General features: G+C 53.7%; 29 protein-coding genes. 1 reads left to right on the forward strand and 28 read right to left on the reverse strand.

Features of this window, described 5'->3' with window-relative positions; all coding sequences use genetic code 11:
• Window positions 1–135: 135 nt before the first annotated feature.
• From rplQ to rpsJ, 28 genes are all read right to left on the reverse strand, one after another.
• Window positions 136–519 carry a 50S ribosomal protein L17 gene (gene rplQ / locus OKB87_RS18130; protein ID WP_005307999.1) on the reverse strand — a complete coding sequence of 128 codons (384 nt, stop codon included), beginning with the start codon at window positions 517–519 and terminating at the stop codon, window positions 136–138.
• A gap of 43 nt (window positions 520–562) precedes the next feature.
• Window positions 563–1,552 (reverse strand): DNA-directed RNA polymerase subunit alpha, encoded by a 990-nt coding sequence (locus tag OKB87_RS18135; protein WP_005307997.1) that lies wholly within the window; start codon window positions 1,550–1,552, stop codon window positions 563–565.
• Window positions 1,553–1,577: 25 nt separating this feature from the next.
• On the reverse strand, window positions 1,578–2,198 hold the full coding sequence (rpsD, locus tag OKB87_RS18140; protein WP_011704319.1) for a 30S ribosomal protein S4: 621 nt from the start codon (window positions 2,196–2,198) through the stop codon (window positions 1,578–1,580).
• Between the two features lie 39 nt (window positions 2,199–2,237).
• Window positions 2,238–2,627: a 30S ribosomal protein S11 gene (gene rpsK / locus OKB87_RS18145; protein ID WP_005319702.1), complete on the reverse strand. Its 390-nt coding sequence runs from the start codon at window positions 2,625–2,627 to the stop codon at window positions 2,238–2,240.
• 14 nt (window positions 2,628–2,641) lie between these two features.
• On the reverse strand, window positions 2,642–2,998 hold the full coding sequence (gene rpsM / locus OKB87_RS18150) for a 30S ribosomal protein S13 (protein ID WP_005307991.1): 357 nt from the start codon (window positions 2,996–2,998) through the stop codon (window positions 2,642–2,644).
• Between the two features lie 139 nt (window positions 2,999–3,137).
• Window positions 3,138–3,251, reverse strand: coding sequence for a 50S ribosomal protein L36 (rpmJ, locus tag OKB87_RS18155; protein ID WP_005319705.1), 114 nt, complete (start codon window positions 3,249–3,251; stop codon window positions 3,138–3,140).
• 27 nt (window positions 3,252–3,278) lie between these two features.
• Window positions 3,279–4,607 carry a preprotein translocase subunit SecY gene (gene secY, locus OKB87_RS18160; RefSeq protein WP_010672567.1) on the reverse strand — a complete coding sequence of 443 codons (1,329 nt, stop codon included), beginning with the start codon at window positions 4,605–4,607 and terminating at the stop codon, window positions 3,279–3,281.
• An 8-nt stretch (window positions 4,608–4,615) separates the two neighbouring features.
• Window positions 4,616–5,053 (reverse strand): 50S ribosomal protein L15, encoded by a 438-nt coding sequence (gene rplO, locus OKB87_RS18165; protein ID WP_005307987.1) that lies wholly within the window; start codon window positions 5,051–5,053, stop codon window positions 4,616–4,618.
• A gap of 2 nt (window positions 5,054–5,055) precedes the next feature.
• Window positions 5,056–5,235 carry a 50S ribosomal protein L30 gene (rpmD, locus tag OKB87_RS18170; protein WP_005307985.1) on the reverse strand — a complete coding sequence of 60 codons (180 nt, stop codon included), beginning with the start codon at window positions 5,233–5,235 and terminating at the stop codon, window positions 5,056–5,058.
• A gap of 6 nt (window positions 5,236–5,241) precedes the next feature.
• Window positions 5,242–5,742, reverse strand: a complete 501-nt coding sequence (gene rpsE, locus OKB87_RS18175; protein WP_011704318.1) for a 30S ribosomal protein S5 — start codon at window positions 5,740–5,742, stop codon at window positions 5,242–5,244.
• A 14-nt stretch (window positions 5,743–5,756) separates the two neighbouring features.
• Window positions 5,757–6,110, reverse strand: coding sequence for a 50S ribosomal protein L18 (gene rplR / locus OKB87_RS18180; protein WP_011704317.1), 354 nt, complete (start codon window positions 6,108–6,110; stop codon window positions 5,757–5,759).
• Between the two features lie 9 nt (window positions 6,111–6,119).
• The gene (rplF, locus tag OKB87_RS18185; RefSeq protein ID WP_005307981.1) at window positions 6,120–6,653 is read right to left on the reverse strand and encodes a 50S ribosomal protein L6; all 534 of its coding nucleotides are present in this window, start codon (window positions 6,651–6,653) and stop codon (window positions 6,120–6,122) included.
• Window positions 6,654–6,666: 13 nt separating this feature from the next.
• Window positions 6,667–7,059 (reverse strand): 30S ribosomal protein S8, encoded by a 393-nt coding sequence (gene rpsH, locus OKB87_RS18190; protein ID WP_005307980.1) that lies wholly within the window; start codon window positions 7,057–7,059, stop codon window positions 6,667–6,669.
• A gap of 21 nt (window positions 7,060–7,080) precedes the next feature.
• On the reverse strand, window positions 7,081–7,386 hold the full coding sequence (gene rpsN / locus OKB87_RS18195) for a 30S ribosomal protein S14 (RefSeq protein ID WP_011704315.1): 306 nt from the start codon (window positions 7,384–7,386) through the stop codon (window positions 7,081–7,083).
• A gap of 10 nt (window positions 7,387–7,396) precedes the next feature.
• Window positions 7,397–7,936, reverse strand: coding sequence for a 50S ribosomal protein L5 (rplE, locus tag OKB87_RS18200; RefSeq protein WP_005331162.1), 540 nt, complete (start codon window positions 7,934–7,936; stop codon window positions 7,397–7,399).
• A gap of 13 nt (window positions 7,937–7,949) precedes the next feature.
• Complete coding sequence (gene rplX, locus OKB87_RS18205) at window positions 7,950–8,267, reverse strand: 50S ribosomal protein L24 (protein WP_005307977.1); 318 nt, start codon at window positions 8,265–8,267, stop codon at window positions 7,950–7,952.
• Between the two features lie 11 nt (window positions 8,268–8,278).
• Window positions 8,279–8,647, reverse strand: coding sequence for a 50S ribosomal protein L14 (rplN, locus tag OKB87_RS18210; RefSeq protein ID WP_005307975.1), 369 nt, complete (start codon window positions 8,645–8,647; stop codon window positions 8,279–8,281).
• Between the two features lie 147 nt (window positions 8,648–8,794).
• Window positions 8,795–9,043 (reverse strand): 30S ribosomal protein S17, encoded by a 249-nt coding sequence (gene rpsQ, locus OKB87_RS18215; RefSeq protein ID WP_005307966.1) that lies wholly within the window; start codon window positions 9,041–9,043, stop codon window positions 8,795–8,797.
• Window positions 9,043–9,234: a 50S ribosomal protein L29 gene (gene rpmC / locus OKB87_RS18220; protein ID WP_005307965.1), complete on the reverse strand. Its 192-nt coding sequence runs from the start codon at window positions 9,232–9,234 to the stop codon at window positions 9,043–9,045. Before rpmC ends, rpsQ begins: the two co-directional genes overlap by 1 nt.
• Window positions 9,234–9,647 (reverse strand): 50S ribosomal protein L16, encoded by a 414-nt coding sequence (gene rplP / locus OKB87_RS18225; RefSeq protein WP_005307963.1) that lies wholly within the window; start codon window positions 9,645–9,647, stop codon window positions 9,234–9,236. Before rplP ends, rpmC begins: the two co-directional genes overlap by 1 nt.
• Before the next feature lie 13 nt (window positions 9,648–9,660).
• Window positions 9,661–10,374, reverse strand: coding sequence for a 30S ribosomal protein S3 (rpsC, locus tag OKB87_RS18230; RefSeq protein ID WP_005331168.1), 714 nt, complete (start codon window positions 10,372–10,374; stop codon window positions 9,661–9,663).
• A 3-nt stretch (window positions 10,375–10,377) separates the two neighbouring features.
• Window positions 10,378–10,722, reverse strand: coding sequence for a 50S ribosomal protein L22 (gene rplV, locus OKB87_RS18235; RefSeq protein ID WP_011704314.1), 345 nt, complete (start codon window positions 10,720–10,722; stop codon window positions 10,378–10,380).
• A gap of 10 nt (window positions 10,723–10,732) precedes the next feature.
• Window positions 10,733–11,011, reverse strand: a complete 279-nt coding sequence (rpsS, locus tag OKB87_RS18240; RefSeq protein ID WP_005307960.1) for a 30S ribosomal protein S19 — start codon at window positions 11,009–11,011, stop codon at window positions 10,733–10,735.
• A gap of 22 nt (window positions 11,012–11,033) precedes the next feature.
• The gene (rplB, locus tag OKB87_RS18245; RefSeq protein ID WP_005307957.1) at window positions 11,034–11,855 is read right to left on the reverse strand and encodes a 50S ribosomal protein L2; all 822 of its coding nucleotides are present in this window, start codon (window positions 11,853–11,855) and stop codon (window positions 11,034–11,036) included.
• Window positions 11,856–11,870: 15 nt separating this feature from the next.
• On the reverse strand, window positions 11,871–12,173 hold the full coding sequence (gene rplW / locus OKB87_RS18250) for a 50S ribosomal protein L23 (RefSeq protein ID WP_005307955.1): 303 nt from the start codon (window positions 12,171–12,173) through the stop codon (window positions 11,871–11,873).
• A complete protein-coding gene (rplD, locus tag OKB87_RS18255; protein ID WP_005340616.1) occupies window positions 12,170–12,775 on the reverse strand; it encodes a 50S ribosomal protein L4 in 606 nt (201 codons plus the stop codon). The genes rplW and rplD overlap by 4 nt, the downstream gene beginning before the upstream one ends.
• Window positions 12,776–12,792: 17 nt before the next feature.
• Complete coding sequence (gene rplC, locus OKB87_RS18260; protein WP_010672559.1) at window positions 12,793–13,425, reverse strand: 50S ribosomal protein L3; 633 nt, start codon at window positions 13,423–13,425, stop codon at window positions 12,793–12,795.
• 22 nt (window positions 13,426–13,447) lie between these two features.
• Window positions 13,448–13,759: a 30S ribosomal protein S10 gene (rpsJ, locus tag OKB87_RS18265; RefSeq protein ID WP_005307944.1), complete on the reverse strand. Its 312-nt coding sequence runs from the start codon at window positions 13,757–13,759 to the stop codon at window positions 13,448–13,450.
• 356 nt (window positions 13,760–14,115) lie between these two features.
• Here rpsJ and OKB87_RS18270 point away from each other — a divergent pair, with 356 nt between their 5' ends.
• Window positions 14,116–15,030 carry a DMT family transporter gene (locus tag OKB87_RS18270; protein WP_171281948.1) on the forward strand — a complete coding sequence of 305 codons (915 nt, stop codon included), beginning with the start codon at window positions 14,116–14,118 and terminating at the stop codon, window positions 15,028–15,030.
• Window positions 15,031–15,037 lie beyond the last annotated feature (7 nt).

Consider the following 15,037-nt stretch of genomic DNA (forward strand, 5'->3'; position numbering starts at 1 on the left):
GCAGTTGAGGCAGTTGAGGCAGTTGAGGCAGTTGAGGCAGTTGAGGCAGTTGAGGCAGTTGAGGCAGTTGAGGCAGTTGAGGCAGTATCAGAATCCATTAAAAGAAAAGCCGGGACAAGCCCGGCTTTTTCTTTATCACTCAGCAGCTGCTTCAGCAGCGGCCGGGCGGTCTACCAGCTCGATGTAAGCCATAGGGGCGTTGTCGCCTGCACGGAAACCGCATTTCAGAATGCGAGTATAACCGCCGGCGCGCTCCAGGTAGCGCGGGCCCAGTTCATTGAACAGCTTAGCCACGATCGCGTTATCGCGAGTACGGGCAAATGCCAGGCGACGATTAGCAACGCTATCAGTCTTGGCAAGGGTGATCAGCGGTTCAACTACACGACGCAGCTCTTTTGCCTTAGGCAGAGTCGTCTTGATGATCTCATGACGAACCAGGGAGCTGGCCATGTTGCGGAACATAGCCTGACGATGGCTGCTGTTCCGGTTCAGTTGACGACCACTCAAACGATGGCGCATGACCTTATCCTTCTAACTAAATCTGTGAAACCCGTAATCTGGATTACTCGTCAGCGATGCTGGCGGGCGGCCAATTCTCGAGGCGCATGCCAAGAGACAGACCACGGGAGGCCAACACGTCCTTGATCTCAGTCAGGGACTTCTTACCGAGGTTAGGAGTCTTAAGCAACTCAACTTCAGTACGCTGTACCAGATCACCAATATAGTGGATAGCTTCTGCCTTCAGACAGTTCGCAGAACGAACTGTCAGCTCCAAATCATCGACAGGACGCAGCAGAATCGGATCAAACTCGGGTTTCTCTTCTTTCTTCTCGGGCACGCTGACATCGCGCAGATCCACGAAGGCTTCCAGTTGCTCGGCCAGAATAGTGGCAGAACGACGGATGGCTTCTTCAGGATCCAGAGTACCATTGGTCTCCATGTCGATGACCAGCTTGTCCAAGTCGGTACGCTGCTCCACACGTGCTGCCTCAACGTTGTAGGCAATACGAACGATGGGGCTGAACGCGGAGTCCAGCAGCAGGCGACCAATAGGACGCTCTTCATCATCGTTGTGAACACGAGCAGAAGCAGGCACATAACCACGACCGCGCTGAACTTTCAGGCGCATGCTGATTTCAGCATTGGCGCCAGTCAGGTGGCAGATTACGTGCTCCGGGTTTACGATCTCGACTTCATCACCGTGAGTGATATCACCAGCGGTAACGGGGCCTGTTCCAGACTTGGTCAGGGACAGAGTTACCTCGTCCTTGCCTTCCAGCTTCACAGCGATACCTTTCAGGTTGAGCAGGATTTCAAGAATGTCTTCCTGTACACCTTCTTTGCTGCTGTACTCATGCAGTACCCCGTCAATTTCGACTTCAGTAACTGCACAACCGGGCATAGAAGACAGCAAAATACGACGCAGGGCATTACCCAGCGTGTGACCAAAGCCACGCTCAAGTGGCTCGAGAGTCACTTTCGCATGAGTCGGGCTAACTTGCTCGATGTCAACTAGCCGCGGTTTAAGAAAATCTGTTACAGAACCCAGCATTGTGTCCTCTCTTTAGAAGCTAGCTTTACTTGGAGTAAAGCTCGACGATCAGCTGTTCGTTAATGTCGGCAGACAGGTCGGAACGCTCTGGCAGACGCTTGAAAGCACCTTCCATTTTAGCGGCATCAACCTCTACCCAAGTCGGCTTCTCACGCTGACCAGCAACCTCGAGGGATGCTTTGATACGCGCTTGCTTCTTAGCCTTCTCACGAACGCAGATCACGTCCTCAGGGGAAACCTGGAAAGAAGGAATGTTCACAACGCGACCGTTGACCATGATGGCCTTGTGGCTCACCAGCTGACGAGATTCAGCACGGGTAGCACCGAAGCCCATACGGTAAACAACGTTGTCCAAACGACCTTCCAGCAGCTGCAACAGGTTTTCACCGGTGTTACCCTTTTGACGGGCAGCGTCGCGGTAGTAGTTGCGGAACTGTTTTTCCAATACGCCGTAGATACGACGAACTTTTTGTTTCTCGCGCAGCTGAACACCGTAGTCAGACAGACGCGCTTTACGCGCACCGTGTTGACCAGGAACGGTGTCAATCTTGCACTTAGAATCAATCGCACGAACACCAGACTTCAGGAAGAGGTCGGTGCCCTCACGACGGCTAAGCTTAAGCTTAGGACCGATATATCTTGCCATCTTCTTTCTCCAACAATCCTAGACCAAGTAGCTACAGCGTTACACGCGGCGCTTCTTGGGAGGACGACAACCGTTGTGCGGGATCGGAGTCACATCAGTAATGTTAGTGATGCGGAAACCAGCCGCGTTCAGAGCGCGGATGGAAGACTCACGACCGGGACCCGGACCTTTGACCATGACTTCCAGGTTCTTCACGCCGTATTCTTTGGCGATCTCACCAGCACGCTCAGCAGCTACTTGGGCAGCAAACGGAGTGGACTTACGGGAACCACGGAAACCTGAACCACCAGAGGTAGCCCATGACAGAGCATTGCCCTGACGGTCAGTAATGGTCACGATTGTGTTGTTGAAAGATGCATGAACGTGCGCAATACCGTCGCTCACTTGCTTTTTAACGCGCTTGCGAGCACGAGTCGGAGTTTTAGCCATTTTCTACCTTCCCGTTACTTCTTGATAGCCTTGCGCGGACCCTTACGGGTACGAGCGTTGGTCTTGGTACGTTGACCACGAACAGGCAGGCTACGACGGTGACGCAAACCACGGTAGCAACCCAGATCCATCAATCGCTTGATGTTCATGGAAATCTGACGACGCAGGTCACCTTCAACGGTGAATTTACCTACTTGTTCACGCAGACTCTCGATCTGAGCTTCGTCCAGGTCTTTAATTTTCACATTCTCAGCGATACCGGCTGCGGCACAGATGGCCTTGGAGCGGGTACGACCGACGCCATAAATAGCAGTCAAAGCAATGACTGCATGCTTATGGTCAGGAATGTTAATGCCAGCGATACGGGCCACTATTCACTCCTACATATAGTAGATTACGACCACCACAAAGCCCGTGAGCGGATACGTGGCGGTCAACCAATACACAACAAAAGTTGGCTGGCTATATTAGCCAGCACAACTATTTGTTGCAAGTACTAACCGTAAAAAATTAGCCTTGGCGCTGTTTATGCTTTGGCTCGCTGCAAATCACACGCACCACACCGTGACGCTTGATGATTTTGCAGTTACGGCAGATTGCCTTAACGGAAGCACGAACTTTCATTGCTTAACTCCGTAACTACGCCGACCTTTAGCGGCCGTAGCCCTTCAGGTTGGCCTTCCTCAGGACATCACCATATTGATGAGACATCATATGGGTCTGAACCTGAGCCATGAAGTCCATGATAACTACCACGATAATCAGCAGCGAGGTGCCACCGAAGTAGAACTGTACGTTCCAGGCAGTCATCAAGAACTGGGGTACCAGACAGATAAAGGTTATATAGAGCGCACCTGCCAATGTCAGGCGAGTCATAACCTTATCGATATAACGTGCTGTCTGCTCGCCCGGGCGGATCCCCGGGATAAAGGCTCCACTCTTCTTCAGGTTGTCTGCTGTCTCGCGGGGGTTGAACACCAGCGCGGTATAGAAGAAGCAGAAGAAGATAATGGCTGCTGCATAGAGCATCTCATACAAGGGCTGACCCGGCTGCAGGACCATAGAGACCTGTTGCAGGATGTCAGCGATCTTGCCCTCGCCCTGACCAAACCAAGAGGTAATGGTCCCTGGGAAGAGGATGATGCTGGATGCGAAAATCGCAGGAATCACACCGGCCATATTCACTTTCAACGGCAGGTGTGTGCTTTGCGCGGCAAATACCTGGCGGCCTTGTTGACGCTTGGCATAGTTAACGACGATACGACGCTGACCACGCTCCACGAACACCACAAAGTAAGTCACTGCGAAAACAATCAAGCCCAGCAACAACAACAGCAGGATGTGCAATTCCCCTTGACGTGCCTGTTCGGCCGTAGCGCCAATGGCATGAGGCAGACCAGCAACGATACCTGTGAAGATAATCAACGAGATACCATTACCAATCCCACGCTCGGTAATCTGCTCACCCAACCACATCAAGAACATGGTACCGGTGACCAGACTCACAACGGCCGTGAAATAGAAGCCCAAACCCGGATGAGTCACGAGTCCTTGCATCATATTCGGCAGACCTGTTGCAATACCAATGGCCTGGAACGTTCCCAAAACCAGCGTGCCCCAACGGGTATATTGGCTAATCTTGCGACGGCCGGATTCACCTTCCTTCTTGAGTTCAGCAAGAGCGGGGTGAACCACAGTCAGCAGCTGGATAATGATCGACGCCGAAATGTACGGCATGATCCCCAGCGCAAGAATAGAAGCACGCGAGAGTGCACCACCACTGAACATGTTGAACATCTCAATGATGGTGCCCTTCTGTTGTTGGAACAACTCGGCCAGTACGGCGGCGTCAATACCAGGAATCGGCACATAAGAGCCTGCACGGAAAACGATAATCGCCCCGAGAACGAAGAGCAGACGGCTCTTCAGTTCACTCAGACCACCCTGTGCTTTAACATCCAATCCTGGTTTCTTAGCCATTGTACTGATTATTCCTCGATTTTACCGCCAGCGGCCTCGATGGCTGCACGTGCACCTTTGGTGACGGACAGACCACGAACGGTCACAGCACGGTCAATGTTGCCAGACAGAACAACTTTAGCGAACACGATGTTTTTAGTAATAACACCGGCTTGCTTCAGAGTGCTCACGTCGACCACATCACCTTCTACCAGGGCGATTTCGTTCAGGCGCACTTCAGCAGAAACCAAAGATTTGCGGGAGAAGAAACCGAACTTCGGCAGACGGATTTTCAAAGGCATCTGGCCACCCTCGAAACCGTTGCGGACTTTGCCGCCACCGGAACGAGAGGTTTGACCTTTAACACCACGACCACCGGTCTTGCCCAGACCAGAACCGATACCACGGCCCGGACGGTGCTTAACGCGCTTGGAGCCAGCGGCCGGAGACAGAGTATTCAGACGCATGCTTAGCCCTCCACCTTAACCATGTAATAAACCTGGTTGATCATGCCGCGTACGCAGGGAGTATCTTCCAGCTCAACGGTGTGACCAATGCGACGCAGACCCAGACCACGCAGAGTCGCCTTATGCTTTGGCAGACGGCCGATAGAGCTGCGAGTTTGAGTTACTTTTACAGTGTTAGCCATGTCGCATTACCCCAGAATTTCTTCAACGCGCAGACCACGCTTGGCAGCGATCTGGGCCGGGGATTGACCCTGTACCAGAGCGTCGACAGTTGCGCGAACAACGTTGATTGGGTTGGTGGAACCGTAGGTCTTGGCCAGCACGTTGTGGATACCAGCAACTTCCAGAACAGCACGCATGGCGCCGCCTGCAATAATACCAGTACCTTGAGAGGCCGGCTTCATGAACACGGTGGAACCGGAGTGAACACCGCGCACCGGGTGGTGCAGAGTGCCATTGTTCAGCTCAACCTTGTTCAGGTTACGCTTAGCCTGTTCCATCGCTTTTTGAATAGCGGCCGGAACTTCACGGGCTTTACCGTAACCGTAACCTACACGGCCGTTACCATCACCCACCACGGTCAACGCGGTGAAGGACATGATACGACCACCTTTAACAGTTTTCGAAACACGGTTTACTGCAATCAGCTTTTCTTGCAGTTCGCCGGCTTGAGATTCGACTTTAGCCATCTTCGACTCCTAGCTTAGAACTGAAGACCAGCGTCACGTGCAGCAGCTGCCAGAGCAGCGATGCGACCGTGATACTTGAAACCGGAACGATCGAAAGATACGTTCTGAACGCCTTTGGCAATAGCACGCTCAGCGATTGCTTTACCTACCGCGGTCGCTGCATCAGCGTTACCGGTGTATTTAATAGCTTCACTGATGGCTTTCTCTACTGTGGAAGCAGAGGCCAGAACTTCGGAACCGTTGGCTGCAATAACCTGCGCATAGATATGACGCGGGGTACGGTGAACAACCAGACGGGTAGCTCCCAGTTCCTGCATCTTTTTCCGAGCACGAGTAGCACGACGGAGACGAGCTGCTTTCTTGTCCATAGTGTTACCTTACTTCTTCTTAGCTTCTTTAGTACGCACTTGCTCGTTGGCATAGCGTACACCCTTGCCCTTGTAGGGCTCCGGAGCGCGGTAAGCACGGATATCGGCGGCGACTTGGCCAACCAGCTGCTTGTCGACACCACGCAGAACGATTTCTGTGGCAGTCGGGCACTCAGCGGTCACACCAGCCGGCAGCGCATGCTCTACCGGGTGAGAGAAGCCCAGAGCCAGCGCAACAGCATTGCCCTTGATGGAGGCTTTATAACCTACACCAACCAGCTGCAGCTTGCGCTCGAAGCCTTGGGTAACACCGATTACCATGTTGTTGACCAATGCACGGGCAGTACCGGCCTGAGCGTCAGCACCAGCGATGCCGTCGCGCGGGGCGAACTTCAGTACATTGTCTTCTTTGGTCACTTCTACACCGGCGTGAATAGAGCGAACCAGGGAACCTTTACCACCTTTGATGGACAGTTCCTGGCCGTTCAGAGTCACCTCTACGCCAGCAGGAATAGTGACGGGTGCCTTAGCAACACGAGACATTTCCTACCTCCTATTAAGCGACGTAGCAGATGATCTCACCGCCCATGCTTGCTTTGCGGGCAGCACGGTCAGTCATCACACCTTTAGACGTGGACACGATAGCAACACCGAGACCGCCCATAACTTTCGGCAGATCAGTAGTGCGCTTGTAAATACGCAGGCCGGGACGGCTCACGCGTTGGATCAGTTCTACAACTGGCTTGCCCTGGAAATATTTCAGTTCAATTTCCAGTTCCGGCTTCACATCACCAGCTACGGAGTAGCCAGCGATGTAACCTTCTTCTTTCAGCACTTTGGCGATAGCCACTTTCAGCTTGGAAGAAGGCATGGAAACCGCAACTTTGCTCGCCGCCTGACCGTTACGGATGCGGGTCAGCATATCCGCGATCGGATCTTGCATGCTCATAAGTCTAACTCCCGAGATTCGTTACCAAGAAGCCTTCTTCAGGCCCGGAATTTCGCCCTTCATGGCATGCTCACGCACCTTGATGCGAGACAGGCCAAACTTGCGCAGGAAACCGTGCGGACGACCAGTAATATTGCAACGGTTACGCTGGCGGGACGGACTGGAATCACGGGGCAGCTGTTGCAGTTGCAGGACAGCATCCCAACGCGCTTCTTCAGAAGCGTTCATATCAACAATGATAGCTTTCAGCTCGGTTCGCTTGGAGGCGAACTTGGCTACCAGCTTCGCACGCTTTGCTTCACGTGCTTTCATGGAAGTTTTAGCCATAACCCTAACCTTACTTGCGGAATGGGAAGTTAAAGGCAGCCAGCAGAGCACGGCCTTCTTCATCGGTATTCGCGGAAGTGGTGATGGTGATATCCAGACCACGGACGCGATCGACCTTGTCATAGTCGATTTCCGGGAAGATGATTTGCTCACGCACGCCCATGGAGTAGTTACCACGACCGTCGAACGCTTTAGCGTTCAGGCCACGGAAGTCACGGATACGCGGTACGGAGATGCAAATCAGCCGTTCCAGGAACTCCCACATACGCTCGCCACGCAGGGTTACTTTACAACCTATCGGGTAGCCTTCACGAATCTTGAAGCCCGCAACAGATTTGCGAGCTTTGGTGATCAGCGGCTTCTGACCGGAAATGGCAGCCATATCGGCAGCAGCATTTTCCAGCAATTTCTTGTCAGAGATCGCTTCACCAACACCCATGTTCAGGGTGATTTTCTCGATCCGAGGGACTTGCATGATAGTCTTGTAACCGAACTGTTTGGACAGTTCATTTACTACATCGGATTTGTAGTAATCATGCAGTTTCGCCATCGTTAAACTCCAATTACTTCACAAGTTCGCCGGTGGATTTGAAGAAACGAACTTTTTTGCCGTCTTCAATCCGGAAACCAACGCGGTCAGCCTTGCCAGTGGCAGAGTTGAACAGCGCTACGTTAGATACATCGATGGGGGCTTCTTTGGTGACGATACCGCCAGCCTGACCCAGTGCGGGTACCGGCTTCTGGTGTTTCTTCACCTGGTTGATGCCTTCCACGATTACCTTACCTTTTGCAATCAGGACTTGAGTGACTTTGCCACGCTTGCCCTTGTCTTTGCCGGTAAGAACAATCACTTCGTCTTCGCGACGGATTTTAGCTGCCATCGTTCGACTCCTTACAGTACTTCGGGTGCCAGGGACACAATCTTCATGAACTTCTCATTACGCAGTTCACGAGTCACCGGGCCAAAAATACGAGTACCGATTGGCTGTTGGTTGTTGTTAAGCAACACAGCCGCATTGTTGTCGAAACGGATGACAGAGCCGTCCGGACGACGAACGCCTTTACGGGTGCGTACGACCACCGCGTTATACACATCACCTTTCTTCACTTTACCGCGAGGAATGGCTTCCTTGATGGAAACCTTGATGATGTCGCCGATGCCGGCGTAACGGCGGTGCGAACCACCCAGAACCTTAATACACATTACACTGCGAGCGCCGGAGTTGTCGGCAACACCCAGCATACTTTGCATCTGGATCATCTTAGTGCTCCGCTTTGTTTACTTCTTATCCCTCTCGGGATCTGGCTGCCTTCAAAAGGCGCGAAACTATAACACAGGATTTTTAGAAAAGGTAGCCTAAAAAACAAACGGCCCCGCTAAGGGGCCGTTTGGACTACAAAGTACCGATTAGGCCTTTTCTACAACGGCAACCAGGGTCCAGGACTTGGTCTTGGACAGCGGGCGGCATTCGCGGATTTCCACGAGGTCGCCAGCTTTGCATTCGTTGTTTTCATCATGTACGTGCAGCTTGGTAGTGCGCTTGATGATCTTACCGTAGATCGGGTGCTTTACCTTGCGCTCGATAGCAACAGTGATGGATTTATCCATCTTGTCGCTGATTACACGACCTTGCAGAGTACGGATCTTGTCAGTCATTACGCACCTGCCTTCTCAGTCAGTACAGTCTTGATACGTGCGACGTCACGACGCACTTGTTTCAGAGTGTGAGTCTGAGCCAGCTGGCCGGTGGAAGCTTGCATGCGCATGTTGAATTGCTCACGCAGCAGACCCAGCAGCTCCTGGTTCAGTTCTTCGACGCTCTTTTGACGCAGATCTTGGGCTTTCATCACATCACCGTCTTAATTACGAAAGTGGTCTGAACGGACAGCTTAGCTGCGGCCAGGGCAAACGCTTCACGCGCCAGAGCCTCAGGTACACCATCCATCTCGTACAGAACCTTGCCAGGCTGGATCGGGCAAACCCAGTATTCCACGTTACCCTTACCTTTACCCATACGAACTTCGAGGGGCTTTTCGGTGATGGGCTTGTCCGGGAACACACGGATCCAGATCTTGCCTTGACGCTTAACGTGACGGGTCATGGCACGACGGGCTGCTTCGATTTGACGAGCAGTCAGTTGACCACGGGATGTCGCCTTCAGGCCAAAGGTACCGAAGGATACTTCGTTACCAGAGTTGGCCAGACCGCGGTTACGACCCTTGTGGGTCTTGCGGAATTTAGTACGCTTTGGTTGCAACATTTACCGAATCTCCTTACTTAGCAGCGCGGCGCTTGTTGTCACGCTTGGGCTTTGCAGGAGCTTGCTCTTGAGCAGCAGCGGCATTAACAGCAGCCAGACCGCCCAGAACTTCGCCCTTGAAGATCCAAACTTTAACGCCGATCACACCGTAAGTGGTGTGGGCTTCAGAAGTTGCGTAGTCGATGTCGGCACGCAGGGTGTGCAACGGCACACGACCTTCACGGTACCATTCGGTACGCGCGATTTCAGCGCCGCCCAGACGACCGGAAACTTCCACTTTGATGCCCTTGGCACCCAGGCGCATTGCGTTCTGTACGGCGCGCTTCATAGCACGACGGAACATTACACGACGCTCCAGCTGGGAAGTGATGCTGTCGGCAACCAGTTTGCCATCCAGCTCCGGCTTGCGGACTTCGGAAATGTTGATCTGAGCAGGCACGCCAGCAATTGCGGCTACAGCTTTGCGCAGTTTCTCAACGTCTTCGCCTTTCTTACCGATCACAACACCCGGACGAGCGGTGTGAATGGTCACACGGATGCTCTTGGCCGGACGCTCGATGGTGATCTTGGACAAGGACGCGTTTTTCAGTTCCTTGGTCAGGAACTGGCGTACTTGAAAATCGCTGTACAGGTTGTCAGCGAAGTCTTTGGTGTTCGCGAACCAGGTAGAATTCCAAGGCTTGGTAATACCCAGGCGAATGCCATTAGGATGTACTTTCTGACCCATTGCTTATCTCCCAGCCTTAGCGTCGGATACCACTACGGTGATGTGAGCGGTACGCTTGAGGATACGATCCGCACGACCTTTGGCACGCGGACGGATGCGCTTCATGGAGGGACCTTCGTCGACCATGATAGTAGCAACACGCAGCGCGTCGATATCGGCGCCTTCGTTGTGCTCAGCGTTTGCAATGGCAGATTCCAGCACTTTCTTCACCAGAGCTGCAGCCTTTTTCGGGCTGAAGGTCAGGATGTTCAGAGCCTTGTCTACGGACAGACCACGTACTTGATCGGCTACCAGACGAGCTTTCTGGGCAGAAGTACGGGCATAACGGTGTTTAGCGATAGCTTCCATCATTTATCCCTTAGCGCTTCTTAGCCTTCTTATCAGCAGCATGGCCGCGATAAGTACGAGTCGGTGCGAATTCACCCAGTTTGTGACCGATCATTTCTTCGGTAACGAAAACCGGAACGTGCTGACGACCATTATGGACAGCGATGGTCAAACCGATCATGTTCGGGATGATCATTGAACGACGGGACCAGGTCTTAACCGGCTTTTTATCCCCGCTTTCCACCGCTTTCTCTACCTTCTTCAGCAAGTGCAGGTCAATAAATGGACCCTTCTTGAGAGAACGTGGCATGGTGATTCCTCTATGTTAACAATTACTTGTTACGACGACGTACGATGTACTTGTCGGTACGCTTGTTCTTACGGGTCTTGAAGCCTTTAGCCTTCTGGCCCCATGGGGACACAGGCTGCATGCCCTTGTTGCGACCCTCACCACCACCGTGCGGGTGGTCGACCGGGTTCATCGCCATACCGCGAACGGTCGGACGAATACCACGCCAGCGGTTTGCACCGGCTTTACCCAGTTGACGCAGCATGTGCTCGGAGTTACCAACTTCACCGATGGTGGCGCGGCACTCGGCCAGAACTTTACGTACTTCGCCGGAACGCAGACGCAGAGTTACATAGTTACCTTCACGAGCCAGGATCTGGATGAAAGTACCAGCGGAACGAGCCAGCTGGGCACCTTTACCAGGCTTCATCTCAACAGCGTGAACGGTAGAACCGACCGGGATGTTGCGCATCGGCAGGGTGTTACCTACCTTGATTGCGGCATCAGCACCAGAAGCGATTGCATCACCAGCTTTCAGGCCTTTCGGAGCCAGGATGTAACGACGCTCACCGTCTGCATACAGCACCAGGGCGATGTTTGCGGTACGGTTAGGATCGTATTCCAGGCGCTCTACTTTGGCCGGGATACCGTCTTTGTCGCGCTTGAAGTCGACGATACGGTAGTGTTGCTTGTGACCACCGCCGATGTGACGGGTGGTGATGCGGCCGTTGTTGTTACGACCACCGGACTTGTCTTTCTTGTCCAGCAGAGCTGCAAAGGGCTTGCCCTTGTACAGGTCTTGGTTGACGATCTTGACGACGTGGCGGCGGCCCGGAGAAGTAGGCTTGCACTTAACGATTGCCATTTTTCAGAACTCCTCTTACTCGGCTGCGCCCATGAAGTCGATGTCCTGACCAGCTTTCAGGGTCACATAAGCCTTTTTCCAATCGGAACGACGGCCTACGCGTGCACCTGCGCGCTTGGTCTTACCCTTCATGTTCAGGGTACGGACGGTCTCAACTTCGACCTCGAACAGTTTCGCAACTGCAGCTTTGACTTCCGCCTTGGTGGCATCAACAGCAACTTTGAACACGATAGTGTTCTGCTTTTCTGCGACCATGGTGCTCTTTTCAGAGATGTGCGGAGCCTTCAGAACTTTCAGCAGACGCTCTTCACGGATCATGCCAGCATCTCCTCGATTTGCTTAACTGCGTCAGCAGTCATCAGAACCTTGTCGAAAGCGATCAGGCTGACCGGGTCGATACCGGCAACGTCACGCACGTCAACTTTGTACAGGTTACGAGCAGCCAGGAACAGGTTCTCATCGACTTCAGCAGTCACGATCAGAACGTCAGTCAGTTCCATTTCTTTCAGCTTGGCGATCAGTTCTTTGGTCTTCGGAGCTTCGATGCCGAACTTCTCAACAACGATCAGGCGCTCTTGACGTACCAGCTCGGACAGGATGCTACGGATAGCGCCGCGGTACATCTTCTTGTTTACTTTCTGGCTGTGATCTTGCGGCTTAGCTGCAAAAGTCACACCACCGGAACGCCAAATGGGCGAACGGATGGAGCCAGCACGGGCACGACCAGTACCCTTCTGACGCCACGGCTTTTTGCCGCCACCAGACACTTCAGAGCGAGTCAGCTGCGCACGAGTACCCTGACGGGCACCAGCGGCATAAGCAACGACAACCTGGTGAACCAGAGCTTCGTTGAATTCGCGCCCGAAGGTAGTCTCGGAAACTTCAAGAGCGCTCTTGGCGTCTTTCATTACCAATTCCATTACTATCTCCTCAGACGTTACGCTTTGACGGCAGGTTTAACGATCACGTTGCCGTTGGTTGCACCCGGTACTGCGCCTTTGATGAGCAGCAGGTTGCGTTCAGCGTCAACACGAACCAGTTCCAGGTTCTGAGTCGTTACACGCTCAGCACCCATGTGACCAGCCATCTTTTTGCCCTTGAATACACGGCCCGGGGTCTGGTTTTGACCGATGGAGCCAGGTACACGGTGGGACAGAGAGTTACCGTGGGTCATATCCTGGGTGCGGAAGTTCCAGCGCTTAACAGTACCGGCAAAACCTTTACCCTTGGATGTGCCGGTAACGTCTACCAGCTTAACGTCAGCGAGAAGATCTACTTTCAGCTCGCTACCAACAGTGAAAGTTTCACCGTTGTTCAGGCGGAATTCCCACAGACCGCGACCGGCTTCTACACCAGCTTTGGCGAAGTGGCCAGCTTCCGGCTTGGTTACACGGCTGGCTTTCTTGGCGCCAGTGGTAACCTGAATAGCGTTGTAGCCGTCGGTTTCTACAGATTTGACCTGAGTTACACGGTTAGCTTCAACTTCGATAACAGTCACCGGGATAGAAACGCCATCTTCAGTGAAGATGCGAGTCATACCCACTTTGCGACCTACAAGACCGATTGTCATTGTTATCAACCTCTTTCCGTAATTAACCCAGGCTGATCTGGACGTCTACACCAGCTGCCAGATCCAGACGCATCAGGGCGTCAACGGTCTTGTCAGTCGGCTCAACGATGTCTACCAGACGCTTGTGAGTGCGGATCTCGTACTGATCACGCGCATCTTTGTTGACGTGCGGGGAGATCAGGACGGTGAAGCGCTCTTTGCGAGTCGGCAGCGGAATAGGACCGCGAACCTGCGCGCCGGTGCGCTTTGCAGTTTCAACGATTTCCGCAGTGGATTGATCGATCAGGCGATGATCAAAAGCCTTCAGGCGGATACGGATTCTTTGGTTCTGCATTGACAGAGCTCCAATAGATAAAAGAACATAAATCAACACCGCCAGACCGAGATTACTCCCGCCAGAGGTGTGATTTTTCACGTTTCCTCCCATATCGGGAGGACTGTATGGCTGGCCCCCGCAAGCGGGAAACTCAGCAAACAGACATATCGTCTGGCTTACTTCAGGGGTAAGCGGAGGGGATTATACGGATTTTTTCAATTTGCGCAAGAGAAGGCGAACAGATTGTGCGCAATTTTATGTGACAGATGGATCTCGTCAACGGCTGGGCAAGCCCTTGCCTGGCAGGGGTAACGACAATGTTGCAAACAGGCTGGTAGACTGTGCGCCGGCCTTCGTCATCGGAACGACACCCCATGCTCAAAGATCAGAAAAAAGCCTATCAATATGGACTCTGCGCCGTCGCCCTCTGGTCGACGGTCGCCAGCGCCTTCAAGATCTCCCTCACCTACTTTGAACCGGTACAGCTGCTGCTGGTCGCGGCCTGCACCTCGACCCTGACGCTGGGGGTGATCGTGGCCTGTCAGGGCAAACTGCCGCTGCTGCTCGGCTACATCAAGAGTCGTCCCCTCTACTATCTGGCACTGGGAGTACTCAACCCCTTCCTCTATTACCTGCTGCTGTTCAAGGCGTATGACCTGCTGCCCGCCCAGCAGGCACAGACCCTCAACTACACCTGGGCCATCACCCTCAGTCTGCTGGCGGTGCCCTTCCTCGGTCAGAAGCTGCGCCGCCGCGACGGGGTGGCCATCGTGCTCGGCTACTTCGGTGCGCTGGTGATCGCCACCAAGGGGGATGTATTCGGTCTGCAGTTCGACAGCCCTCTCGGCGTCACGCTGGCGCTGGTGTCGACCCTGATCTGGGCCGGCTACTGGATCCTCAACACCCGCAACCAGGGCGATCCCATCGTCAGTCTGCTGCTCGGCTTCATCATCAGCCTGCCCTTTATCGTCGCGGCGACCTGGCTGCTCTCGGACTTTGCCATGACCGCCTGGCAGGGGTGGGCCGGCGCCATCTACGTGGGGTTGTTCGAGATGGGCTTCGGCTTCGTGCTCTGGCTGATGGCCCTGCGCCACGCCACCAACACGGCCCCCATCAGCAACCTCATCTTCATCTCGCCGTTTGCTTCGCTGGTGCTGCTCAACCTGCTGATCGGCGAGACCATCCACCCGGCCACCCCGATCGGGTTGGCGCTCATCGTCGCCGCCCTGCTGATCCAGCAGCTGAAATACGGCAGGCGCTACCGCAAAACCAGCGAGCCGCAAGCCTGACATGCAA

The sequence above is a fragment of the Aeromonas sp. Y318-1 genome (assembly GCF_027706125.1).
In the GTDB taxonomy this organism is placed as follows: Bacteria; Pseudomonadota; Gammaproteobacteria; order Enterobacterales; family Aeromonadaceae; genus Aeromonas; species Aeromonas hydrophila.